General features: G+C 64.7%; 19 protein-coding genes. 7 read left to right on the top strand and 12 right to left on the bottom strand.

Annotated features, from left to right (window positions below; all coding sequences use genetic code 11):
- Positions 1 to 65: 65 nt before the first annotated feature.
- The gene (locus tag AC1DOP_RS07140) at positions 66 to 1,187 is read right to left on the bottom strand and encodes a type IV pilus twitching motility protein PilT (RefSeq protein WP_477250616.1); all 1,122 of its coding nucleotides are present in this window, start codon (positions 1,185 to 1,187) and stop codon (positions 66 to 68) included.
- A gap of 112 nt (positions 1,188 to 1,299) precedes the next feature.
- Positions 1,300 to 1,773, bottom strand: a complete 474-nt coding sequence (locus AC1DOP_RS07135) for a DMT family transporter (RefSeq protein ID WP_477250615.1) — start codon at positions 1,771 to 1,773, stop codon at positions 1,300 to 1,302.
- Positions 1,774 to 1,896: 123 nt separating this feature from the next.
- Between AC1DOP_RS07135 and AC1DOP_RS07130 the strand changes: the two genes are divergently transcribed.
- The 3 genes from AC1DOP_RS07130 to AC1DOP_RS07120 all read left to right on the top strand — a co-directional run bounded on the left by AC1DOP_RS07130 (position 1,897) and on the right by AC1DOP_RS07120 (position 5,066).
- On the top strand, positions 1,897 to 2,847 hold the full coding sequence (locus AC1DOP_RS07130) for a hypothetical protein (RefSeq protein ID WP_477250614.1): 951 nt from the start codon (positions 1,897 to 1,899) through the stop codon (positions 2,845 to 2,847).
- Positions 2,844 to 4,139, top strand: coding sequence for a UbiA family prenyltransferase (locus AC1DOP_RS07125; protein ID WP_477250613.1), 1,296 nt, complete (start codon positions 2,844 to 2,846; stop codon positions 4,137 to 4,139). Before AC1DOP_RS07130 ends, AC1DOP_RS07125 begins: the two co-directional genes overlap by 4 nt.
- Positions 4,140 to 4,286: 147 nt before the next feature.
- Complete coding sequence (locus tag AC1DOP_RS07120; protein WP_442123109.1) at positions 4,287 to 5,066, top strand: head GIN domain-containing protein; 780 nt, start codon at positions 4,287 to 4,289, stop codon at positions 5,064 to 5,066.
- A 34-nt stretch (positions 5,067 to 5,100) separates the two neighbouring features.
- Here AC1DOP_RS07120 and AC1DOP_RS07115 read toward each other — a convergent pair whose 3' ends face one another.
- The 3 genes from AC1DOP_RS07115 to purU are packed head-to-tail and all read right to left on the bottom strand — an operon-like array spanning position 5,101 to position 7,009.
- Positions 5,101 to 5,550, bottom strand: a complete 450-nt coding sequence (locus AC1DOP_RS07115) for a copper chaperone PCu(A)C (RefSeq protein ID WP_477250612.1) — start codon at positions 5,548 to 5,550, stop codon at positions 5,101 to 5,103.
- Positions 5,551 to 5,565: 15 nt separating this feature from the next.
- A complete protein-coding gene (locus AC1DOP_RS07110; protein WP_477250611.1) occupies positions 5,566 to 6,114 on the bottom strand; it encodes a YaeQ family protein in 549 nt (182 codons plus the stop codon).
- A 25-nt stretch (positions 6,115 to 6,139) separates the two neighbouring features.
- The gene (gene purU, locus AC1DOP_RS07105) at positions 6,140 to 7,009 is read right to left on the bottom strand and encodes a formyltetrahydrofolate deformylase (RefSeq protein WP_442123112.1); all 870 of its coding nucleotides are present in this window, start codon (positions 7,007 to 7,009) and stop codon (positions 6,140 to 6,142) included.
- A 132-nt stretch (positions 7,010 to 7,141) separates the two neighbouring features.
- Between purU and AC1DOP_RS07100 the strand changes: the two genes are divergently transcribed.
- The 4 genes from AC1DOP_RS07100 to AC1DOP_RS07085 all read left to right on the top strand — a co-directional run bounded on the left by AC1DOP_RS07100 (position 7,142) and on the right by AC1DOP_RS07085 (position 12,163).
- A complete protein-coding gene (locus AC1DOP_RS07100) occupies positions 7,142 to 8,164 on the top strand; it encodes an NADP-dependent oxidoreductase (protein WP_477250610.1) in 1,023 nt (340 codons plus the stop codon).
- Between the two features lie 118 nt (positions 8,165 to 8,282).
- Positions 8,283 to 8,615, top strand: a complete 333-nt coding sequence (locus tag AC1DOP_RS07095) for a KGG domain-containing protein (RefSeq protein ID WP_442123114.1) — start codon at positions 8,283 to 8,285, stop codon at positions 8,613 to 8,615.
- 174 nt (positions 8,616 to 8,789) lie between these two features.
- The gene (locus AC1DOP_RS07090; protein WP_442123115.1) at positions 8,790 to 9,308 is read left to right on the top strand and encodes a M48 metallopeptidase family protein; all 519 of its coding nucleotides are present in this window, start codon (positions 8,790 to 8,792) and stop codon (positions 9,306 to 9,308) included.
- A 170-nt stretch (positions 9,309 to 9,478) separates the two neighbouring features.
- On the top strand, positions 9,479 to 12,163 hold the full coding sequence (locus tag AC1DOP_RS07085; RefSeq protein ID WP_442123116.1) for a sensor domain-containing diguanylate cyclase: 2,685 nt from the start codon (positions 9,479 to 9,481) through the stop codon (positions 12,161 to 12,163).
- Between the two features lie 15 nt (positions 12,164 to 12,178).
- Here the strand turns inward: AC1DOP_RS07085 and AC1DOP_RS07080 are convergent, their stop codons facing one another.
- From AC1DOP_RS07080 to AC1DOP_RS07050, 7 genes are all read right to left on the bottom strand, one after another.
- Entirely contained in the window at positions 12,179 to 13,591 is a 1,413-nt protein-coding gene (locus AC1DOP_RS07080; protein ID WP_477250609.1) for a PepSY-associated TM helix domain-containing protein, read from the bottom strand.
- Complete coding sequence (locus tag AC1DOP_RS07075; protein ID WP_477250608.1) at positions 13,579 to 15,861, bottom strand: TonB-dependent receptor; 2,283 nt, start codon at positions 15,859 to 15,861, stop codon at positions 13,579 to 13,581. Before AC1DOP_RS07075 ends, AC1DOP_RS07080 begins: the two co-directional genes overlap by 13 nt.
- A gap of 139 nt (positions 15,862 to 16,000) precedes the next feature.
- On the bottom strand, positions 16,001 to 16,414 hold the full coding sequence (locus AC1DOP_RS07070; protein WP_477250607.1) for a DUF2946 domain-containing protein: 414 nt from the start codon (positions 16,412 to 16,414) through the stop codon (positions 16,001 to 16,003).
- A 54-nt stretch (positions 16,415 to 16,468) separates the two neighbouring features.
- On the bottom strand, positions 16,469 to 16,732 hold the full coding sequence (locus tag AC1DOP_RS07065; RefSeq protein WP_477250606.1) for a PAAR domain-containing protein: 264 nt from the start codon (positions 16,730 to 16,732) through the stop codon (positions 16,469 to 16,471).
- A gap of 46 nt (positions 16,733 to 16,778) precedes the next feature.
- Positions 16,779 to 17,759, bottom strand: coding sequence for a hypothetical protein (locus tag AC1DOP_RS07060; protein WP_477250605.1), 981 nt, complete (start codon positions 17,757 to 17,759; stop codon positions 16,779 to 16,781).
- 25 nt (positions 17,760 to 17,784) lie between these two features.
- The gene (locus tag AC1DOP_RS07055) at positions 17,785 to 19,338 is read right to left on the bottom strand and encodes a hypothetical protein (RefSeq protein WP_477250604.1); all 1,554 of its coding nucleotides are present in this window, start codon (positions 19,336 to 19,338) and stop codon (positions 17,785 to 17,787) included.
- Positions 19,338 to 22,133 (bottom strand): type VI secretion system Vgr family protein, encoded by a 2,796-nt coding sequence (locus AC1DOP_RS07050; protein ID WP_477250603.1) that lies wholly within the window; start codon positions 22,131 to 22,133, stop codon positions 19,338 to 19,340. The genes AC1DOP_RS07055 and AC1DOP_RS07050 overlap by 1 nt, the downstream gene beginning before the upstream one ends.
- Positions 22,134 to 22,201: the final 68 nt, after the last annotated feature.

Below are 22,201 nucleotides of genomic sequence, written 5' to 3'. Positions count from 1 at the left end.
CGCCGGCAAGCGATAAAAAAACCGGGCAATGCCCGGTTTTTTCATGGCCGATCGCAGAACAGTCCTTACACCATCTCCGCAAAGCCGATCCGGTCGGTGGTCGCCGCGCGCGCCTCGTCGACGCCGACCTTGTGCGAGGCCAGCAGACCTTCCAGCACGCTGTTCATCGTGTGGCAGCCCGGCTCGCGGCCAGCGTTCATGTGGGCGCGGATGGCGCCCAGGTCGCCCTGCTCGATCATGCCGGCCACTTGCGGGCTGATGCTCAGGCATTCGGTGGCGAGATGGTAGCGGTTGCCCTGCCTGGACGGCAGCAGCGCCTGGCACAATACGCCGCGCAGGGCGTGCGCCAGGGCCTGGCCCTGGACGTCGGAATTGCCCAGCAGGCGCAGCATCTTCTGCAGGCCCAGCTCGGTCGAGCGCGCGTGCAGGGTGGCCAGCACCAGCGGGCCCGATTCGGCCAGCGCCAGCGCTTCCTGGGCGGTCTGGGCGTCGCGGATCTCGCCGATCACGATCACGTCCGGACGCTCGCGCAGTGCGTCCAGCGCGCCCAGATAATAGCTGCCGACGTCGGCATCCTCGCCCACTTCGCGCTGGGTGATGATGCACTTGCGCTGGGGAATCAGGGTCTCGACCGGGTCTTCGATGGTGATGATGTGGCCCGATCGCTGCTTGTTGATCTCGTCCAGCATCGACGCGATGGTGGTCGACTTGCCCTGGCAGGTGTCGCCGATGATCAACACCAGGCCGCTGGTCAGGCGCGCGAATTCCTGCTCGTCCGGATGCAGGCCGAGGGTATCGAGGGCCAGCGGCTCCTTCGGGAAGCGGCGGATCACGCAGCCCAGGCGTTTCTTGCCCTGGAAGCTGAAGCAGTTGGCGCGGATGCGCGCCGTGTGCAAATCGATCGAGCGGTCGAAGGCGCGTTCCTGGATCCGGTCGGCCCAGTTCGGCTCGATGACGTCGAAGAACTCTTCCAGCTCTTCCTTGGTGATCGGCGAATCCGTCACCGCCACCAGGCCTTTCGGCTGGCGCAGCATCAGCGGACTGTTCTGGTGAATGATGATGTCCGAAAACACCAGCTTCGAATTCAGCAGGTGCAGGATCTGCTCGACCAGGGTACCGAAGACGGGATGGTCTTCGTTTTCGATATACGTCAGGGTGGGAATCTGCGAGGACTGGTGGTGTTCCATCGGGCGATCGATGATTGAAGTGGAAACTTACGATGCATTAATTATAAAACCAGCAGCGACCGGAAAGTTCCACTTGGAAAGAGAATTTTTCGTGTGAAAAACTTACAACAACTCAGCGGTCGAGCGCCTGGACGATGCGGTCGCCGAACAAGGCCAGCGCCACGCCCACGATCATGACGGCGGCCCCGGCCAGGCGCACCGCCGACACCTTGCGCATGGCGACATTGACCAGGCCGAAGTGGTCGATCGCCATCGAGGTCAGCAGCTGGCCGGCGATCACCAGCACGACCAGGTTCAGCAGGCCGATGCGCGGCACCAGCAACACGGTGCAGAAGATGAAGGCGGCGCCGAGGAAGCCGCCGGAGAACTTCCACAGCGGCTGCTGCGGCAGGACCGCCAGGGCGTCGGGCAGGCCGCCGCGGACGAAGGCCGCCACCGCCAGCGCCGCCGTGCCGCACATGAAGGACACCAGGGCGGCGACCACCGAATTGGCGCCGACCGCGGCCGCCATCTGGCTGTTGATGGCAGCCTGGAAGGACACGGCGATGCCGGCACCGAAAGCAATGAAGAGCAACAGGAGATTCATGAGGAAATGCAGACGAAAAAGCGCAGGATTGTAGCGAAACCGGACGGGCTTGCGAAGCCGTATGGCTAGTCAGACAACATGTCTGCGCATATACTTCGCGTCGTTACGTTCAAAATGTGCCCCATGACGACACCCAGCAATGCGCGCCTGGCCGATCAGCCGATCCGCTGGCCGGTCCTGTTCCTGATGTTCGCCCTGCTCGCGCTGTCGCTGATGATGTGGCGCTGGGGCGGGACGATCGAGGATTCCCAGGCCTACTTCGACACGGCCCGCTATTTCCGCGGCGAGATCGGCATCGCCCAGCTGCGCCCGCCCTTCCCCTACCGGACCCTGGTGCCCGCCATCGCCGCCGCCCTGCCCGGCGACCTGCGCCAGGCGTTTGCCGGCCTGAACTGGCTGTTCATGGCCGCCAGCGCCTGCCTGATGACCGCGGCGGCCCTGCGTGCAGGCCTCGACAGCAAGCGCGCGACCGGCGCCGGGGTCCTGATGCTGGTGGCGCTGCCGACCTTCTGGTACGCCCCGTATCTGCTGGTCGATCCGGGGTCGATCTGCGCCCGCAGCGCCTTCGTGCTGGCGGTGCTGGCGGGCCAGCCCTGGCTGGCCGCCCTCGCCGGCCTGCTCGGCACCGCGGTGCGCGAAGAAAACATACTGCTGCTGGTCTGGCTGCTCGCCATGCGCCGCATCCCGCTGGCCGGCGGCCTGGCGGCGCTGGCCGCGGCCGGCGCCTGGCTGCTGGCGGTGCGCTTCTGGCTGATCCCGGGCCTGCCCGCCTATACCTGGGCGCCGAGCTGGTGGACCGTCAACCACGCGCTGCGCGACGTCCGCTCGCTGGCCTCGATCGCCGGCGCCTGCCTGCCCATCGTGCCGCTCGCGGTCCTCGGCTGGCGCCAGACGCCGGCGCCGCTCAAGCCGCTGCGCAGCCTGCTGTTCCTGATGGCCCTGCCGCCGCTGTATGCGGCCCTGTGCGTGCGGGTCGAGGGCCGCATCGTGTGGGGACTCTACCCCTTCCTGATCCCGTTCGCGGCCTCCTACCTGCGCACCCCGCAGGCGGAACCGCAGGCGCCCGCCCAGTGAAGGGCCCGCCGCTCTCGCGCCCGCTGCTGGTCATGCTGGACGGCGCCCTGGTCCGCTCCGGCCTGCTGTGGGAATGCCTGCTGGCCTTCCTGAAACAGGACCTGCGCCGGATCTGGATGCTGCCGCTCTGGTTGCTGCGCGACCGCGCCCGCTTCGCGCGGCGCCTGTACGCCGCGGCCGCCCTCGATGCCGCCACCCTGCCCTACGACCGCGCCCTGCTGGCGCACCTGGCCGCCGAACGCGCCTGCGGACGCCGCATCGTCCTCGCGGCCGGCGCCAGCCCGCCCTTCGCGCGCCGCGTGGCGGCCCACCTCGGCCTGTTCGACCTGGTGCTGGCGGAAGCGCCGGGCAGGCGCGCCGGCCTTCACGATTACGAAATCGTCGATGCCTCCCACGCGGCCACCGGCCGGCGCGGCGGTAGCGCCCGCGCCCTGCTGCGCGCCCTGCGTCCGCGCCAGTGGCTGAAGAACCTGCTGGTCTTCGTGCCGATGCTGGCCGGCCATGAGCTCGGCCTGCCGGCGCTGGCCGCGTCGGCGGTCGCCTTCGCCGCCTTCTCGCTGTGCGCCTCCAGCGCCTACCTGCTGAACGACAGCCTGGACGCCCACGACGACCGCCTGCACCCGACCAAGCACGCCCGCCCGATCGCCTCCGGCGCCCTCGGCATCCCGCTGGCCCTGTGCGCCAGCCTGGCCCTGGCGCTGGTCGGCCTCGGCCTAGCCCTGCTGTTCCACCCGGTGCTGGCCGCCGTCGCCGGCTTCTATTTCGTCAGCACCCTGGCCTACTCGACCTGGCTGAAGCGCCTGATGATGGTCGATATCATCGCGCTGGCGATCCTGTACAGCCTGCGCGTGCTGGGCGGCAGCGCCGCCACCGGCATCGCGCCCTCCTTCTGGCTGATCGCCTTTTCCTTCTTTCTCTTCCTGAGCCTGGCGCTGCTGAAGCGCTACAGCGAACTGTTCAACCTGAAGCGCGCGGGGCGCGAAAAGACGCGGGGACGCGGCTATACCACCGCCGACAAAGCGGCGGTCGGCATCATGGGCATCAACAGCGCCTTCCTGTCGGTCCTGATCGTCCTGCTCTACTTCAATTCGAGCAACGTGATTGCGCTCTACCCGCACCGCACCTGGCTGCTGGCGATCCTGCCGCTGCTGGTGCTGTGGCTCGGGCGCCTGTGGATCCTGGCCTACCGCGGCAAGGTCAACGAGGATCCGGTCCTCTACGTCAGCACCGACCGCGCCAGCCTCGTCGTCTTCGCCATATGCCTGGCCTGCGCGGTGGGGGCGGCGCGATGAAGCGGCCCCTGCATTCGCGCCGCCTGTTCCGCCTATCCGCAATCCGGCCCGCCGGCCGTGCAGTTCGTCGCAAAGCGCCCGCGCTCCCTGGCGGGCTTGTCTAAGATGCACCCATCGATCACCGACAACAATAAGCAAGGAGGAAACATGACCCAGACCCCGACTTCGCCGAACCGCCGCCGCCTGCTGGCCGCCTGCGCCCTCGCCCTCGCGGCCGGCACGGCGAGCGTGCCGGCACTGGCCGAATGGAGCTTCGGCCGCAGCGAACAGGTGCAGGGCAACGGCAAGATCGTGCGCCAGGCGCGCAACATCGGCCACTTCAACGGCCTCGCGATGGCCTTGCCGGGCGATGTGGAAATCCGCACCGGCAACAGCGAAGGCCTCAGCATCGAAACCGACGAGAACCTGCTGCCGCTGATCGAAACCGTGGTCGAGGACGGCACCCTGAAGATCCGCAGCAAGCGCAAGGTCAACCTCAAGACCCGCAACCTGAAGATCGTGGTGCAGGCGCGCGAGCTGGACCGCCTGGCGCTGGCCGGCTCCGGCAATATCGATGCCGACCGTGTCGCCGGCAAGCGGGTGCGTTTCGACGTCGGCGGCTCGGGCAGCATCAAGGTCGGCAAGGCCGAGGGAGAATCGATCGACGTCAACCTGGGCGGCAGCGGCGACCTGAAGGTGATCGAGGGCGGCGCGCGCAGCCTGTCGGCCTCGATCGGCGGCTCCGGCACCATCGACATGACGCGGGTGCGCGTCGACAGGGCCAGCGTGACGGTGGCCGGCTCGGGCGACGCGACCCTGTGGGTGCGCGACAGCCTGAGCATGACGGTGGCCGGTTCCGGCGACGTCAATTACTACGGCGACCCGCAGGTCAGCAAGTCCGTGGTCGGCTCCGGCGGCGCGCGCCGTCTCGGCCCGGCGCCTCGCTGATCGCGTAGGTGGGCACGCCGTGCCCACCTACGAATTAATGAGCTGGCGGCGCCGTATAAGCCAGCGGCTTGACCGGTACCGACAGCGCGATGTTCTCGCGCTTGCCGGCGGCGTCGACCACGGTCAGGGTCAGCGGCACCTGCTCGCCTTCCTTGAGCTGCTGCTTCAGGTCGAACAGCATCAGGTGGTAGCCGCCGGATGCCAGGTTCACCACCTGACCGGCAGGCAGGTCGATGGACTCGACCTGGCGCATGCGCATGGTCTGGCCTTCCATCGCCATCTGGTGCAGCTCGACCCGGCCGGCGACCGGGCTCTTCACTTCCACCAGCTTCACCGGTTTCGCGGACTTCAGCTGCATGAAGGCGCCGGCCACCTTGGCCTGGGGCACGGTGGCGCGGATCCACGGTTCGCTGACGCTGACCTGGGCCAGCGCCGGCAGGGAGACGAGGCTGGCCAGGGCCAGCGCGAGAAGACGTCGGTTCATATTCCGCCTGTTCGATCAATAATTGCGTTCTGAAAGCAGTGTATCGCGTTCGACCTGCACGGTCTCAAGGCCGTCGGTCAGCCATACCTGGCCGTCCTGGATCGTGCACTGCAGCTGCATATTGCGCTTGCACATGCGCTCCAGCGCTGAGGCGGTCTCGGCCGCGATGTTGACGATGGTAATGTTGCGGGCGCGGTCGATCTGTTTCGCCACCTGCTTGAACCAGATGTGGCTGACGGCGCTGAAGCTGTACACGACCACGTGCTCGGCGCGGCCGCTGGCCTTCATCATGCGGCGTTCGTCCGGCTGGCCGACCTCGATCCAGGTCTGGATCGCGCCGGTCAGGTCCTTCAGCCACAGGGCCGGCTCCTCGACGTCGAACAGGTCCTTGCCGAAGGTAAGCGCCTCGTCGGCGTGCAGGGCGAAGGCGAGCAGGCGGATCATCACCCGCTCGTCGGTCTCGGACGGATGGCGCGCAATGGTGAGCGCGTGCTCCTGGTAGTAATTGCGGTCCATGTCCGCGATGCTCAGGTCTGCCTTGTAGATCGTTGCTTTCAGGGCCATCTGGTTCTTCTGTCTTTCAGTGTAATCAGCTGAACACGACGGTCTTGTCGCCGTTCAGCAGGATGCGGTGTTCCACGAACCACTTGACCGCGCGCGCCAGCACCACGCTTTCGACGTCGCGCCCGATCGCCGTCAGGGCCTCGACGCTCATCGCGTGGTCGACCCGCTCGACGTCCTGCTCGATGATCGGCCCTTCGTCCAGGTCGCCCGTGACGAAGTGGGCCGTCGCGCCGATCAGCTTGACGCCGCGCCGGTGCGCCTGGGCATACGGGCGCGCGCCCTTGAAGCTGGGCAGGAAGGAGTGGTGAATATTGATCGCCCTCCCCTTCAAGGCTTCGCACAGTCCCGGCGACAGGATCTGCATGTAGCGCGCCAGCACGACCAGGTCGATCTGGTGCCGGTCCAGCAGCTCGATGATGCGGCTTTCCTGCGCCAGCTTGTCGGCTTCGCTGGCGCCGGCCTCGAGCGGCAAGTGGTGAAAGGGGATATTGTAACTGGCCGCGAGCTGGTAGAAGTCCATGTGGTTCGAGACGATGGCCGGAATCTCCACCGGCAGCAGCCCGCTGCGGTAGCGGAACAGCAGGTCGTTCAGGCAGTGGCCGATCTTCGAGACCATGATCAGCACGCGCGGCTTGCGCGCGGCGTCGTGCAGCTGGCCGGCAGCATTCAGGTGGGCGCACAGGGCGTCGAAGCCGGCGCGCAGGGTGGCCTCCGCGACGTTCGGATCTTCCAGCGCGAAGTGGATGCGCATGAAGAACAGCTTCGATTCCGGGTCGCCGAACTGGTCGGAATCGATGATGTTGCAGCCGTGCTCGGCCAGGAAGCCGGACACGCGCAGGACGATGCCGCGCTGGTCCAGGCAGGACAGGGTCAGGATGAATTCGGGGTGCTTCATGGTCTTGGAAGGTCGTGGAGGATGAGGACGGTCGGAGCATTGTCGCATGAGTTGCAGGATGAGCATGTACGCGACATTCGCACCTCGTTCCGCTATAGTTGACAAGCCAACATGTCAAACAAGGAGACCCCCATGTCCACCCAAACCAACCAGCAATTCCGCCTGGCCTCCCGCCCCGTCGGCATGCCGACCGCGGAGAACTGGCAGCTCACCGAAGAAGCCCTGGCGCCGCTGGAAGACGGCCAGGTGCGCGTGAAGGTGCTGTACCTGTCGCTCGATCCGGCCATGCGCGGCTGGATGAACGAAGGGAAGTCGTATATCCGCCCGGTGGCGATCGGCGAGGTGATGCGCGCCGGCGCGGTGGGCGTGGTGACGGAATCGCGTTCGCCGCGCTTCAAAGCGGGCGACCACGTCAGCGGCCCCTTCGGCGTGCAGCGCTTCTGGACCGGCCAAGCCGACGACCAGGGCGGCCTGGCGAAGATCGACCCCGGCCTGGCGCCGCTGCCGGCCTGGCTGAACGTGCTCGGCATGCCGGGCATGACCGCCTACTTCGGCCTGCTCGACATCGGCCAGCCGAAAGCCGGCGAGACGGTGCTGGTATCGGCCGCCGCCGGCGCGGTCGGGGCCACGGTCGGGCAGATCGCGAAACACCTGGGCTGCCGCGTGGTGGGCATCGCCGGCGGCGCCGACAAATGCCGCTTCGTGGTCGAGGAACTCGGCTTCGACGCCTGCATCGACTACAAGGAGGGGCCGATCGGCCCGGGCCTGAAGCAGCATTGCCCGGACGGCGTGGACGTCTATTTCGACAACGTCGGCGGCGAGATCCTGGACGCCGTCCTTACCCGCATCAACCTGAAGGCGCGGATCGTGATCTGCGGCGCGATCTCGCAGTACAACAACACCACGCCCGTGCGCGGCCCGGCGAATTACCTGTCGCTGCTGGTGAACCGCGCGCGCATGGAGGGCATGGTGGTGTTCGATTTCTCCCCGCGCTATCCTGAAGGTGTGGCCCGCCTGGCCCAATGGCTGCGGGAGGGCAGCGTCAAGCACCGCGAGCACGTGGTCGACGGCCTCGAGAACTTCCCGGCCGCGCTCTTGATGCTGTTCGAAGGGAAGAACTTCGGAAAACTGGTGCTGAAGATCGCCGACGCCTGAAACGCGCCATTGCCGTCGCCATCGGCCGGAACTATTGCCTCCCCCGCCTCTCTAAACGCACGAGCGCATCCGTGACGCTCGGGTTTGATTGTTCACCGACAGGCACAAGGAGATCGATATGGCGACAAGCAAGGACGGCGGCAAGAGCGCGAGCTCGGGCGGCAACGAGCAGAAAAGCCAGCCTGCCAAGCGCGGTTTCGCTGCGATGGACCAGAACCAGCAGCGCCAAATCGCCAGCAAGGGCGGCCAGGCCGCCCACCAGAAGGGAACGGCGCACGAGTTCGACTCGGAGGAAGCGCGCCGCGCAGGCCAGAAAGGCGGGGAAGTGGTCAGCCGCAACCGCGCCCACATGGCCGACATCGGCCGCAAGGGCGGAGAAAGCCGGCAATCGGCCAACCGCGCCGCGGCCGCCGCCAAGGGAGGCAACCGCCAGGGCGGCAAGGCGGAATAAGATAAGGAAAGCGGCATCGCCAGGCTCCTTACCTGACCAGGGAATGATTGCGCCGCCGGCATCGGGCGCGGCGATTCCCTTTACCGGTTGATCTTCACCGGCCCCATTCTTCAACGATCACGCCAAGCGGCTGCGCACTCCGGCTGTCTCATCCTGTGCTAGAGTGCGTAGCCCATGTCCGACCCGAATACCCTTAAATACCTCAAGGCCTATCCCGCCCACCTGCTCGACCAGGTCCACCGCCTGCTGGCCGAGGGCCGCCTGGGCGAGCACCTGTTGCGCCGCTATCCGCAAGCCCACGCGGTACGCACCGACAAGGCCCTCTACGGCTATGTGCAGGACCTGAAGGATGAATACCTGCGCAACGCCGAACCGGTCGCCAAGGTCGGCTTCGACAGCAAGATCGGCATCGTCCAGCAAGCCCTCGGCCTGCACACCGCCATCTCCCGCGTCCAGGGCAGCAAGCTGAAAGCCAAGCACGAGATCCGCATCGGCAGCGTGTTCCGCGATGCGCCGCCCGAGTTCCTGCGCATGATCGTCGTGCACGAACTGGCCCACCTGAAGGAAAAGCAGCACGACAAGGCCTTCTACAAGCTGTGCTGCTGGATGGAACCGGATTACCACCAGTTCGAATTCGACCTGCGCCTCTACCTGACCCAGCTGGAGCTGGGCGGCGAGCGGCTGTGGGGGTAATGCCGAAAGGTCAAGGCTGGCGCGCAACACTCCGCCATGAGTATCTACGCGGAAATAGTTTCCATGCGGAACGCATGATAGGATGTGCTCATCGGTTGCCCCCCGTCCCCGGCGCCGATGACGTCCCGGCCCCTACCCCGCCGTTGTCCATCCGGATTCCTGGAGCGGCCATGCCCCACCCGATCACTTCTTCCGAACAAGACCGACTCAACGCACTCGATTCGCTGCATGTCCTCGACACGCCGGCGGAGCAGCGTTTCGACCGTTTCACGCGACTGGCCGCAATGACCTTCGGGGTCCCGGCAGCGGCGATCTCGCTGGTCGACGGCACCCGCCAGTGGTTCAAGGCACGCTGCGGCATCGAGGCCTCCGAGACGCCGCGCGCGGTCGCCTTCTGCAGCCATACGGTGACCCTGGACGAGATGCTGGTGATCGAAGATGCAGCCGCCGATCCGCGCTTCGCCGCCAATCCCATGGTGACCGGGGCGCCGCACATCCGCTTCTACGCCAGCCAGCCCCTGCATAGCAACGGCCAGCCGGTCGGCACCCTGTGCATTGCCGACTCGGCGCCGCGCGTGTTTACGGAAGAGCAGCGCCAGGCCTTGCGCGACCTCGCCGAGCTGGCCGAGGCCGAGCTGAACCATGTGAAGACCGTCACCGCCCGCCTGATGGCCGAGCAGGCCCAGAAGGCGCTGAACACCCAGCTCGAGCAGCGGGTGGCCGAGCGCACCGCCGAACTCGAAGGCAAGCTGGCCGAACTGTCGCAGGAGATCGCCCACCGCAAGGCGGTCGAGGTTTCGCTGCAGCACAGCGAGGACTGGAACCGCACCATCGTCGCCGCCTCCTGGAGCGGCTTCGTCGGCGCCGATGCCGAAGGCCGCGTCATCGAATGGAATGCCTCGGCCGAACGGATCTTCGGCTGGCCCCGCGCCGAGGCCCTCGGCCGCAGCCTGTCCGAGCTGCTGGTGCCGCCCCCGCTGCGCGCACTGCACGACGCCGGCATGCGGCGCTGGCACGCCACCGGCGAAGCCGCCATGCTGGACCGTAAGCTCGAACTGCCGGCGCTGACCGCGAGCGGCCGCCAGATCATGATCGAGATGACCATCAGCAGCTACGAGTGGAAGGGCAAGCGCTGCGTCGGCGCCTTCATCAACGATATCTCGGAACGCATCCGCACCCGCCAGCAGCTTGAGGAAAAGCAGGAACTGGTGGACGCCGTGCTGGAATCGATCGACGTCGGCGTGGTGCTGTGCGACGCGGTCGGCAACCTGGCGTTGTTCAACCGCGCGGCGCGCGGCATCCTCGGACGCGACATGAAGGCCATCGCGCCGGCCGAGTGGGCGCAACACTACGCGCTGTGCCATGCCGACGGCCGCACCCCGCTGGCGATGGACGAGGTGCCGCTGGCGCGCGCCCTGACCGGCGAGACGGTGCGCGACGAGGCCGTCGTCATCGCGCGCACGGACGGTCCGCCGCACACCGTGCTGGTCAGCGGCCGGCCGCTGCGCAGCGCCTCCGGCCGTCCGCTGGGCGCGGTGGTGGTGATGAAGGACGTCACCGAAGCGAATGCCTCGCGCGCGCAGCTCGAAACCAACGAGCGCCGCCTGCGCGCCATCACCGAGAACCTGCCGGCCATGATCGGCAAGCTGAACGCGGCCGGCGAGTTCGTCTTCCTGAACGATTACGCGCTCAAGATGTACGGCAAGCGCGCCGACGAGCTGCTCGGGCGCCACGTGTCCAGCGCCTACCGTCCCGAGGACTACGCGCGACTGGTCCCCTGGATCGAACGGGTGGCGGCCGGCGAGCGGGTTTTCTTCGAATTCGTGTCCGGCAGCGACGCCCGGGCCCAGCATTTCCAGTGCTGCCTGGTCCCCCAGCGTACCGCGGGCGGGCAGCCGGACGGCTTCTACGCGATGGCCTTCGACATCACCGAGCGCAAGACCAGCGAGCTGCGCCTGGCCGAGAGCGAGGAGAGGCTGCGCACCATCACCGACAACGTGCCGGTGCTGATCGCCCACCTCGACAGCGAGCGCCGCTACGTGTTCGCCAACGCCGTGCACCAGTCCTGGCTCGGCAAGCCCGCCGGCGAGATCCTCGGCAAGACCATGGAAGAAGCCTTCGGCGCCGACTACCTCGCGCCCCAGGCGGCGGCGCTGGAACAGGCCTGGCGCGGCCAGGCCTCGCAGTGCGAGCACGAGATCGTGCGCAAGAAGCAGATGCGGATCGCCCACACGACCTTCCTGCCGCAGCTGCGCGACGGTGCCGTGACCGGCGTCTACGTGCTGACCACGGACGCCACCGCCTCGCGCATGCACGAGCGCAGCCTGCACGCGCTGGCCCATACCGACACCCTGACCGGCCTGCCGAACCGGCGCCGCTTCCAGGCCGCCCTGCAGGATGCGGAGCGCGCGCCCCGGCCGGGCCGCGGCACCGCCCTGCTCTACCTGGACGTCGACCACTTCAAGCAGATCAACGACCGCTATGGCCATGCCGTCGGCGACGCCGTGCTGGTGGAGTTCGCGCGCCGCCTGGGCGGCGCAGTGCGCAGCTCCGACCTGGTCTCGCGCCTGGCCGGCGACGAATTCACGGTGCTGCTGAACGAGGTGGCCGGCGAGGCCGACGTCGAACTGGTGGCCCGGAAGATCCTCACGGCGATGCGCGCCCCCTTCGAAGTGGGCACGCTGATCCTGCAGGTCGGCACCTCGATCGGGGCGGCGCTGGCGGAACAGCCGGAGCTGTCGCCGAGCCGCCTGCTCGACGCCGCCGACCGCGCCCTGTATACCGCCAAGGAAGCCGGGCGCGGCACCTATGCGATGCTGCGCCTCGGCCACAGCCAGGTCCCGGCCCACGCCTGAAGCGGCTCGGACGGCTCAGGCGGCGGCCAGTCCTTCCCGCCGGCGGCGCCAGGCCAGCGCCGCTTCCAGTGCCGCCAGCCCGGCCGCGCTCAGGGCCAGCAGCGGCATCAGCGCGCACAGGCCGATCGCGAGCGCGACGGCGGCAGGCGACGCCGAGCGCCAGGCGCCCGGCAGCAGTGCCGGCAGGCCGGCCAGGCCGGCGCGGCGCCGCTTGAAGAACATCGCCCAGCCCGACACCAGCGAGAACAGCACCCCGGCCGCGAACACGCACAGCAGCACCTGGTTCCAGATGCCCAGCTCGCCGCGGTGGAAGGGGATGCCGACCGTGGTGGCCTTGCCGAAGGCCGTCTGCCGGTCCCAGCCCGCGTAGTACAGCGCCTGGCCGTCATAGCCGTTCAGCACCAGGTCGAAACGGCTGGCCGGATGGCGCCTGTCGGCCGAGGCCACGCGCCAGACCCCATGCGGGCCGCGCGGCGGCATCAAGGACGGCGTCACGCCCGGCACCAGGGCGCGGCTACGGTCCCAGGCCTGCTGGAAATTCATCTGCGGCCGGTCCTGGGGCATCGAATGCAGGCGCTCCGGCACCCGCGGCCCGGCCTGTCCGGCCCAGTCGCGCAGGGTCCGCACGTTGTCGCCGGCGTATTTGCTCCAGGTGAGGCCGGTCAGGACCATCGCCAGGCTCAGCACGCTCAGCAGGGTGCCGAGGAAGGCATGCCACTGGCGCCAGCCGGCGCGCCCGCGCGCCGAGGCACGCGGCAGGCCCGGCTGGCCGGGTCGCGGCCACCACAGGACCACGCCGGTCAGCAGCATCACCAGCATCCAGCTGGCCGCCAGTTCGATCATCCAGCGCAGCGACTCGCCCTGCAGCAGGCGCGAATGCAGGCCCCGCGCCCATTCACTGAAGCGGTCCTGGTCGCGCTGGCTGCCGAGCACCGTGGCACGGTAGGGGTCGACGAACACGGTGACGCGGTCGCTGCTTTGTCCCCCCCTCCGCCCCGGCCGCGCGCCCGCCGGCGCCGGAGCGGCTGCCGCTGCCGCCGCTGCCGCTCCGGCCGGCTGGCCGTGGCCCGCATGCTCGCCGGCGCCCGGCGCGGGCTGGCCGAAGCTCACCCGTACCGCGTCTTCCGCGGCCGCGGGCGGGATCACCGCCTGCACCACGAGCCCGTCCGGCGCCGCCCTGCGCGCCGCCTCTACCGCAGCATCGAGCGGCAGCCGCGCGCCCTCCGGCGCCACCCGCTCCAGCCCGCCGTACAACCGCGCTTCGATCTGCGGCGTGAAGACGTAGGCCAGCCCGGTCAGGGTCGCTACCAAAGCGAAGGGAGAGGCGATCAGCGCCGCCCAGAAGTGGATGCGCCAGAACAGGCTGCGGCGCCGCGCCGCCAGGCTGGACAAGCTGTCGACGCTGTCCTCCATGGTCACAGATCCCATTTCAGCTCCGCCACCCAGGTGCGCTGGGGATAAGGGTGGAAGTTCCAGTACCTGTAGTTGTTCAGGTTGTCGATGCCGAGGGCGGCGGACCACTGCCGGTCGATCCGCCAAGTGAGGCGCAGGTCGGTCGTGAAGTACTTGCTGGCGCCCTGATAGGCGAAGCCGTTCGGGTCCGAATTGTCCAGGGTCGAGTACTGGCGCCCGCTGTAGCGCGCCGCCAGCGTGGCCGCCAGCCTGTCGTCGAAGCGCCAGGTCGCCTGGCCGGCCGCGCGCCATTCCGGAATCCGCGGCTGCCACTTGCCGACGCTGGCCGGGAATTTGTCATTGCGCCCGATCTTCGAATCGGTCCAGGTCAGGCTGGCATTCAGGTCGAGGCCGCGCAGGACGACGTCGCTGGCGGCGTAGGCGACTTCCAGTCCTTTGGTGGCGATGCGGTCCACGTTCTGGACGTTGGTGACGTTGGGCACCACCAGCACATTGGTCTGCGAGTACAGGGCATCGCGGGTGCGCTCGCCGAAGGCCGTCAGGCGCAGCTGGCCGGTCTCGAACTTGCGCTCGGCCGTCAGCTCGCCGGTCCAGGATTTTTCCGGCTTCAGCTTGGGGTCGTTGTTGATCAGGGTGCCGGCCGCGTTGATGCCGCCCTGGTACAGCTCCGACACGGTCGGCATGCGCAGCGCGCGTCCCAGCGAGGCCTTCAGCAGCCAGTCGTCGCTCGCCTGGAAGGCCAGCGCGGCCTTGGGCGAAAAATAATCCTCGCGACGGCTGCCGTGGCTGACGGTGGTGGTGGCGTTCGAGGTCCTGCCCTCGCGCGCCTCCCAGCGCTCGTAGCGCAGGCCCAGCACCGTCTTCCAGCGCGGCGCGAACTTCCAGGTGTCCTGGGCATACAGGGCGTCGATGCCGGTGCGGCCGCTGAAGGCCTGGTTGCGCGCGCCGGGCGCGCCGTTCAGCCAGTCGGCGGTCGCGTTCTCGATGCTGCGCAGCTTGTAGCTTTCCTCCTGCCAGCCGAATTCGGCCACATGCGCGCCGGCGACACCGTCCGGCCGCCACACACCCTTGGCCGCGAAGGTGTGCCAGCCGGTGCCGTGCTGGTCGACGATGCGCCCCGCCCCGCCGTTCGCGGCGGCCGGCAGGGCGACCGTCGGCGCGCGCAGGCTGTCCTTGTCGTAGTCGTAGAGGCTGGCGGCGACTTCCCAGTCGAAGCTGCCGCGGGTGCTGCTCTTCACGGTCAGGCCGTGCATCAGGTGGTGCAGGCTTTCGTTCGACTGGTTGAAGTCGGCGGGTGCCAGGGTGTAGGCGCGGCCGCCGATATTGACCATGCCGCTGTAGACGGGCTGGCCGGCGGAATCACGCAGGTAGGACTCGGGACGGCCCTGGGAATCGTTGTCCCACAGCCCGAACACATAGGTGGCGCGCAAAGTCGGCGAAAAATCGTAGGCCAGCTTGGCCTTCAGGTGATCCTGCACCGTGTGGTAGCGCGTCGCGGCGCCGAGGATCAGCCAGTCGCGCCCGGTGCGGTCCTGGCCGGGCACGGCGCCGCTCACCGGCGTTCCTGCCGCGGACCCGATAGCGGCCGGGTAGCGGGTCGGGAAGGTCAGCGGCTGTCCGTCGCTGTCGAGGCGGCTGACATTCAAATACCAGGACCAGCGGCCGGCGCGGTTGCCGAGCGAGACGCTGCCCTGCCGGCCATGGTAAGTATCGTCGGTGCCGTACAGCTTGAAGGGCTGGAGGGAGGCCGACAGCCTGGCGTGGGCCTCGAAGCGGGACGGCATCCGCGTCACGTAGTCGACCACGGCGCCCACCGAGTTGCCGCCATAGGCCGCCGAGAACGGACCGTACAGCACATCGACCCTTTCGATCTCTTCCGGGCTGACCATGCCCCAGCGCGGCGCGAAGGCCGCGCCGTTGCCGAGGTAATTGGAGAGCAGGATGCCGTCCGCGTACACGGCCGAGCGGGCGCTGTTGCCGGTGCCCGAGGCGCGCGTGGACAGCACCGCGTGGTTGTAGTCGCCGATGTAGCGCTTGCGTACCAGCAGGCTGGGCAGGTATTTCAGGGCGTCCTCGGCGTCGCTGGCGTTGATGCCGCGCGCGATCTCGTCGCCGGTGATGGTCTCGATCGTGGTCGGGATCTGGGTCGGCAGCGAGGTCGGGTGCTTGCCGGTGATGATGACGGTCCCGAGCTGGCTTTCCTGGCCGGGCCCGTCCTGGGCAAAGGCCGTGGACATGGCGGCGGCCAGCGCCGTCAGGGCCAGCGCTGTGCTTGTATTTTTCATTGTTGTTCCTGTGCTTGACCTGGGATTGGTTCAGTCGCCCGATGGGGCGCTCGGCACACGTCAAACCACCAGCCCTTGCGCGAAGCGGGACCGGGGCCTGACGGTGCGGGTCTGAGCTGGCGGCGCGGGGCCGCCGGGGTCAGGCAAGGAAAGGCGGCGCGCGCGGCTGCGCCAGCGACCACGGGAACAGCGGGCGCGAGGCGTGATAGTAGAGCGGCGGATAGACATCCCGGCCGGCAAGCGGGGCGAAGGCGGCATCCATCGGCGGTGGCAGGCCGTGGGCGCTGGCGTGGGCTGCGCAATAGCCGCAATGGTTCATGTTCTTGTGCAGCTTGCCCGCGGTGGACTCGTCGGTACCGGCGGGCGCCAGCACGACCGGCATGCTGGTCATGCCCATCGCGGTGCAGACTTCCATCTCCATCACCAGGGGCGCGCGGGTAGCGGGTTCCATCGCATGCGATACCAGCGGGGCGAACACGTTGAACAGGATGGCCAGGCAGGCGATCCAGGCGATCCGCGCGCGTGTGCGCCAATGCCGTGTCGGGGTATGCATGCCCGAATTATAGAGCACAGTCGGGCGAGGGTTCGAAACGATTCTGCGAGGTAGCTAAATCTTGCCCGACGACGGCGTGGACGAGATCAGCGTTGCCCCACACGATGTTTTATGTCCTTCGAAGGCCACCGGCATTCCTCTATCCAGCACCATTGGATCGCCTTCCGCAATTACACAAGAAGCATGGCCATTGACCGGACAAACACATGCGTCTCCTTGACGGGCCACCGCTATGCCGTTGACGAACGAGGTGCCAGAGGCGGCAATCACCTTGCCGCCGTGGCTGGTTGCGTCACCTAATCGGATAACACCTTTCATCTTCTGCCTCCCAAGCTTGACCGATTGCCCTCGCAGGATTGTTGGATCATCGGTCGCTTACCCACTGCCAGACCGTGTAGCCGTAAGCGGATTTTAGATCGGCCATCGGTTCGCCAGCTTTGTAGAAGCGTCGCGCTGCGCCGGGATCGGCCGATTGCCAAATGCCGGCTTTAGGGCAGAGTTGCCCGGCTTTTGCCCGTAGTTCTTCATTCCTGTCGACAGTGACGGTACGGCCGGATGGGATCAGGGGGTGCCAGGTAGTGGCGACGGCGACTGTTTCCGGGGAAGGAAACATACAGTCTGCAGTTCTAAGTTCTTCCGTAGTTTTAATTATTCGAAAAGCTGGTTGCATCCGTAATCCCTTGATGGCAAAGGTGAGACTGTGTCTTTCCAACCCTGTTATGGGATACCAAACCCCGGTTTGAGGTACCTCCTCTCCCGTTTCGCATGCGATGGTTCTATCAACGACGTATTCCGACAGAGGGTCAGGAAGTACAGGGAAAAACGGGCCTTTTTGTGAATTTTTGTAGTCGTCATACCAGCGTAGTATATCGTCGCCGGGAAATCCATCATCATCGTTACTTCGCTCAGGACAATCTGGATCCGGGTCGAAAAAGCTGTTGGCCCCGACCATCGCATTGTTAAGTACTGCTTCAATTCTTCCAGCATACTTTAATATTCGGCTAATCCTGATATTGCTAAACTCTTTATACTCAGCCTCGGTCATCCAACCATGCAACGGCTGTTCCAGCATACCGTGGACATCTCCGCTGACATAGCCTGCGGTATTCCATATCGACTTAAAATCACCTAACCTCGCCAGTTCGGCGCCACGTCTGAAATCACGTGCCCATTTTTTGCATACGTCATAGATCTGGCCATTTCTTCCATAATTGGCGGCACCACGCGAAACAGCAAGGGTTCCAAACCACGACATCGTATCGTCGCACTCACGCGCAGCAGCTTCGAAAAATTCGGCCGACGCAAAAAGATTCCATATGCCGGCTTCCAAATTCAGATTTCGCATGTACTCCTTCTCCATAAGTAAAAATTTACGCTGATGCAGGGACCGTTAACAAAATGCGTTGTGCTTCCTGCGGCGTGTAATCTGTCGCTCCCCATCCGGTTTCGCTCGGACCTTTGATGCGTGGATCTGTAATGCGTGCTCGTAGCTTCACGGAGGTGGATTCCCCGGCCACGTCAACATATTCAATTCTGCGATCTTCATTACCTGCATGATCCCTCAAGGATTGCCCAGTATTTCGATCCACCCTCGGCATCGCGTTAACCATCTCGTCACGACTGCCGGGAAAGAATACTATCTGCTCGCCCCCTCCCTCAAGGTAATATTCAGTCCCTTCAAGCTTTTGACTAGCGGCAGGGCCTCGCCAAACAGGGAGTGTTTCACCAGCCTTCACTTCGTATTCGACGACCCATCCATTCTGATTCCACTCCGGCTTGACGGCGAATCTACTGCGCCATTCATCACGATTTTTGAGTGCCTTGTACTCTGCTTCCGTCATCCAAAAAATTCCCGCGCCCTCATTTGAGGGATCAACAATACGATAGAGCTTTGCTGGCCCCGCAATAGCACCGGCTCGGATACCGCCGTCTTTCTTTGCGAAGGTTTTAACAAGCCAGTCCTGAAGAGGCGGATGGTTCGGGTGTGCTTTCGTCAATGCTTGAATTTCCTTGTCGTCCAATTCCAAACGTGGATATTTCGTTTGTCGTTTAATTTTTTTTACCCACTTCGGCGGCTTCCCATTGATCAACTTCGCCGAGCCCAATTCCGACATCGGTGCGATCCAACCCCGATTAGTCTGGTATGTCTGCACATGCCATGCCTGGTCATCCAGCCGTTTGGCAACGATTTTCAATACGGTCCGCACTGGCTGGATGAGTTCCTGGATTGCGCTGTTCATGGCGCGTCTTTTCGTATCGATCAGCTTGATGAAGTCATCGATACGTTCGCGGATGGTGCTCGGCACGATAGGCCGGATCTTTTGCAACAGGCTCTTCAAGTCGTCGCATTTCGCATTCAGCAGACGCCCCAGCATGGCAGGACTGAGCTTGTCCGATGCTTCGCGAATGGTTGTCGACACGAAACGGTATACGTCAGGCAATTTTCCATCGGTTGCCCATTTCACTACCCGATTGTGCTGCAGATACTCGGTAATTTTAGGGAGGGCGGCATCGCACGCCCGATGGGCAGCAGCCAATAACTTCTCGACGTTAACGATATCGTCGGCATGCTGGATGATCGGCCTGAGATATACCCAGACAAGGCGCAGCGTACTTTTGACGACCGTGCCAATTTCCGGGACAAACCCGACAATCGTCGTCACGATAAAGAACAAGGTGACCTTGTTGGAAGGCTCCTTGCAGAATTGCCGGATGTTCGCACATAGATCGCGGAGGTCGCATACGGTATCGACCACCGGGATCAACGAGACCACCATATCGAATCCGATCTGTCCGGCAGAGCGATCTGCATTGAAGTCGCCTTGCAGCGCACCCCAGACCCATTCGCCCAAGCCGATTTCTTCGGGTTTTTCCTGTCCTTGGACTTCATTCAACGCGCCCAGCGTGTCGTTGGTGGTCGCCATTAGTTGCCTCCTCGTTCTTCGCCCATGAGCGGATCGAGCCCGGACAGGAAGTCACTTGTTTCTGGCCGTGCTGCATCCTTGGCGGCAGGTGCGTTGTGATAGACAACTTTGGTAATGGTTTCCGGCAGGTTGCGCTCTTCGGCCATGCCGTTGCCGTCGAGAGTGCCACTTTTCTGCTGGCCGTTTGCGAAATACAAGGTATAGGGCACGCCAGCCATTGGCGCCCCTTGGTAGCCGTCGAGGTCGAGCTTCAGCCAATTGGTGTGATCGGCAGCAGGGAAAAACGGCAGGTCAGCGTCTTGCCGCGCAGGGCCGTCCCATTTGTGCATCCCGGCTTTCACAATGAAATCACCGCCGCAGCCATGCTCGATCTTGCCGTCCACGATCTTGATATACGCGCCGCCGCATAACAGCGTGAGGCTCTTTTTGGCGGCAATCACGACGTCGCCTTGGCTGGCGGTGATTTTGACATCGCGATCGGCAGCAATTCCGATACTGTCCTGCTGGGCCTGGATGTCGACCCTGCCGGTTCTAGCAATGTGTTTTATCCCATCCTGGTGCGCAAACAGCGCAATACCCCTTCCCGCATTGATATTCACACGCTGCCCGGCAAACGCCTGGATACTCTGTTGCGCCAGAATGTTCTGCTGCCGACCGCTGTAACTGACGGAGGATTCTGGCGTGGCGCTGACAAATCCACCATGTGAATACTGGGCGATCAGCGGGGCACCGCCTTTCTCGGCATCGATCAGGCCTTCCGCCAGCTCGCGGTGTGGCGCGAGATCGACCGGCATGGACTGATGCTGTTCCGCGAACTCGCCTAATTCCTTGAGTAGCGCCTGCGAAGCTCCGAGGAGGGCTTGCAAAGGCTCGCGTTCAAGTTGCTTCCCTGCCGCACCAAGCATGGCTTGGGTAGTCAACAGCATCAACCGGGCGGCGCGCACCACAACGGACTGATCACTCCGTAATTCGGCCCCTTCGCCGCGCGCCTGGCCATCGCCATCGCTTCGCGGATGTGTCAACCAGCCGAGATTCAACTGGCTGTGTCCATGCTCCGAGGCCAGTTGCGCGCTGATCTGTCCAGGGGTGTCATCCAGCCGGAGCTGGTTGTAACGTATGCCATGCACTTCCTTGCTTTTGATGCCCGCAAGGAAGCGGTTGCCTGGTAACCCACCCGTATGGCTGAAGGCGGGCGTAAGAGCGATGGCGCCATGCACGCGAGCCACGACAATCGGCTTGTCTGGATCACCTCCCAGGAAGTCCACGAGTACTTCATCTCCAACCCGTGGCAAGGTAGTGTTGCCCCAACGGTCGCTCGCCCAATGACTGGCAACACGAACCCAGGCCGAATCCCGATCCGTATCACTGGCACCGGCACCATCCATATGGTCTTTTTCGCGCGTTCCAGGAAAGCGCAGCTTGACACGTCCAAATGCATCGCAATGCACTTCTTCCCCCGGCGGTCCGACCACAATCGCTGACTGTAAATGCACAGGCGGAAGGTCGGTGCGCGGATCGAAACCCGGCACCATCGGTATGCCGCGGCGAACGCAAGTGAAGCGGTTGGTGTATTTGACATCCCGTTCATTGCCAGCTTGCTCAAGCCCGAAATTATCAGCGCTCTGGTACCAGCCATTAGCGGAAAAAAGGCGTTGTGCGCGTTCGTCGATATCCTCGGGCAGGTTATTTTCTGCTGCCACGAATAGCTCCGTCAGGACGAATTTACGTTCATCGTTCGGATGTGTATCGATTTCGGGATGCCCATCGAGCTGGAACCATTCACCGACGCGCAAATCTCGGACACCGCTCTCGCCACAAAAGCACTTGGCCTCGTACTCGTAGCGCTGCATCCGCAATTCTCCCAGTCTTCGGAAGTCGCTGTTGTCATTCCCAAAGTGCGGTGGGTCGATCCTGTAATCGTCAAGACTGAATGCAAACTGGTCGCCGGCTTCGCCTTGCTGCATGGTGGTCGGGGCGTGCGTGGACATCATTCGGCCTTGAAGATAGTCCCAGCTTTGGCGAGTGGCGTTACCGGCTTTCAAGGAGCGAACGGCGCTCCAGTTGAAAATCCCATCACGGGTTTCGGTTCCTGCATCGCGATGAAAGCGCACGGCTCCTGCACTGTTTTGCGCCAGCGCCTCCGGCGTATCGAACAGCACCAATGTATGGACAGGCACAGACGAACTGTGGGGTTGGCCCGACTGGCCAGCCCGAAAGAACCAGGCAATGCCGCGCCGCTTCCATAGCCGACGTACAAAGGCTGCATCCGATTCGTTGTGCTGCATTGCGAACTCACGCGCTGGGTATGTGCCAGAAATGCCAGAAACATCGACTTCAAGAGCATTAGCCAGAATTGGGTTAACGTGGCGCCATTCGCTTACCAACGCCAGGGAAATATCGACTTCGTTTCGACAGCGGAAAACGCGGGTATTGGTTGACTGCTCCATCAAGCTCAACGCATCACGAATGACCAATTGATAGGTTCCCAGTCCGCCGTCGCTCTGACCCGCCGATGCTTGCACCACAACGCCACAAACCGAACGCAGCTCGCCACGATCCGTGACGAATTGCAGTTCGGCCGGCAGTGCGATGAATTCTTTCAGAGGGAGTGCTGCTTGCATGGAAACGCACAGGAGTCGATACTCGATCCCGCCGCAGAGCGTTTCCTGACCGCTGACATGCTTGACGAGTAAAACGTCCTCAAGAACTGAACTTTGGTGTGCCAAACGTACGCGAATCGGACGATGCGCTTGCGTTGGACCGGGATGCAGCCCAGGCAGGTTCAGTGAATTCATGTGCGCTCTCCAGGTTAAAAAGATTCGCACAAGAACTTGCCACGGTAATCAGCTGCGCCACTTGAGGC

Source organism: Massilia sp. 01N410, from assembly GCF_056399665.1.
The sequence above is the reverse complement of the archived record's forward strand: the minus strand, read 5'-3'. Positions and strand labels throughout refer to the sequence as shown.

Bases quoted from the DNA above. Each gene is read 5' to 3' on its own strand.
- AC1DOP_RS07080 (WP_477250609.1), bottom strand. From the start codon at position 13,591: ATGGGATCTGTGACCATGGAGGACAGCGTCGACAGCTTGTCCAGCCTG.
- AC1DOP_RS07110 (WP_477250611.1), bottom strand. From the start codon at position 6,114: ATGGCCCTGAAAGCAACGATCTACAAGGCAGACCTGAGCATCGCGGAC.
- AC1DOP_RS07055 (WP_477250604.1), bottom strand. From the start codon at position 19,338: ATGGCGACCACCAACGACACGCTGGGCGCGTTGAATGAAGTCCAAGGA.
- AC1DOP_RS07140 (WP_477250616.1), bottom strand. From the start codon at position 1,187: ATGGAACACCACCAGTCCTCGCAGATTCCCACCCTGACGTATATCGAA.
- AC1DOP_RS07070 (WP_477250607.1), bottom strand. From the start codon at position 16,414: ATGCATACCCCGACACGGCATTGGCGCACACGCGCGCGGATCGCCTGG.
- AC1DOP_RS07115 (WP_477250612.1), bottom strand. From the start codon at position 5,550: ATGAACCGACGTCTTCTCGCGCTGGCCCTGGCCAGCCTCGTCTCCCTG.
- AC1DOP_RS07135 (WP_477250615.1), bottom strand. From the start codon at position 1,773: ATGAATCTCCTGTTGCTCTTCATTGCTTTCGGTGCCGGCATCGCCGTG.
- AC1DOP_RS07065 (WP_477250606.1), bottom strand. From the start codon at position 16,732: ATGAAAGGTGTTATCCGATTAGGTGACGCAACCAGCCACGGCGGCAAG.
- AC1DOP_RS07090 (WP_442123115.1), top strand. From the start codon at position 8,790: ATGTCCGACCCGAATACCCTTAAATACCTCAAGGCCTATCCCGCCCAC.
- AC1DOP_RS07085 (WP_442123116.1), top strand. From the start codon at position 9,479: ATGCCCCACCCGATCACTTCTTCCGAACAAGACCGACTCAACGCACTC.
- AC1DOP_RS07060 (WP_477250605.1), bottom strand. From the start codon at position 17,759: ATGCGAAATCTGAATTTGGAAGCCGGCATATGGAATCTTTTTGCGTCG.
- AC1DOP_RS07095 (WP_442123114.1), top strand. From the start codon at position 8,283: ATGGCGACAAGCAAGGACGGCGGCAAGAGCGCGAGCTCGGGCGGCAAC.
- AC1DOP_RS07100 (WP_477250610.1), top strand. From the start codon at position 7,142: ATGTCCACCCAAACCAACCAGCAATTCCGCCTGGCCTCCCGCCCCGTC.
- AC1DOP_RS07075 (WP_477250608.1), bottom strand. From the start codon at position 15,861: ATGAAAAATACAAGCACAGCGCTGGCCCTGACGGCGCTGGCCGCCGCC.
- AC1DOP_RS07050 (WP_477250603.1), bottom strand. From the start codon at position 22,133: ATGAATTCACTGAACCTGCCTGGGCTGCATCCCGGTCCAACGCAAGCG.
- purU (WP_442123112.1), bottom strand. From the start codon at position 7,009: ATGAAGCACCCCGAATTCATCCTGACCCTGTCCTGCCTGGACCAGCGC.
- AC1DOP_RS07130 (WP_477250614.1), top strand. From the start codon at position 1,897: ATGACGACACCCAGCAATGCGCGCCTGGCCGATCAGCCGATCCGCTGG.
- AC1DOP_RS07120 (WP_442123109.1), top strand. From the start codon at position 4,287: ATGACCCAGACCCCGACTTCGCCGAACCGCCGCCGCCTGCTGGCCGCC.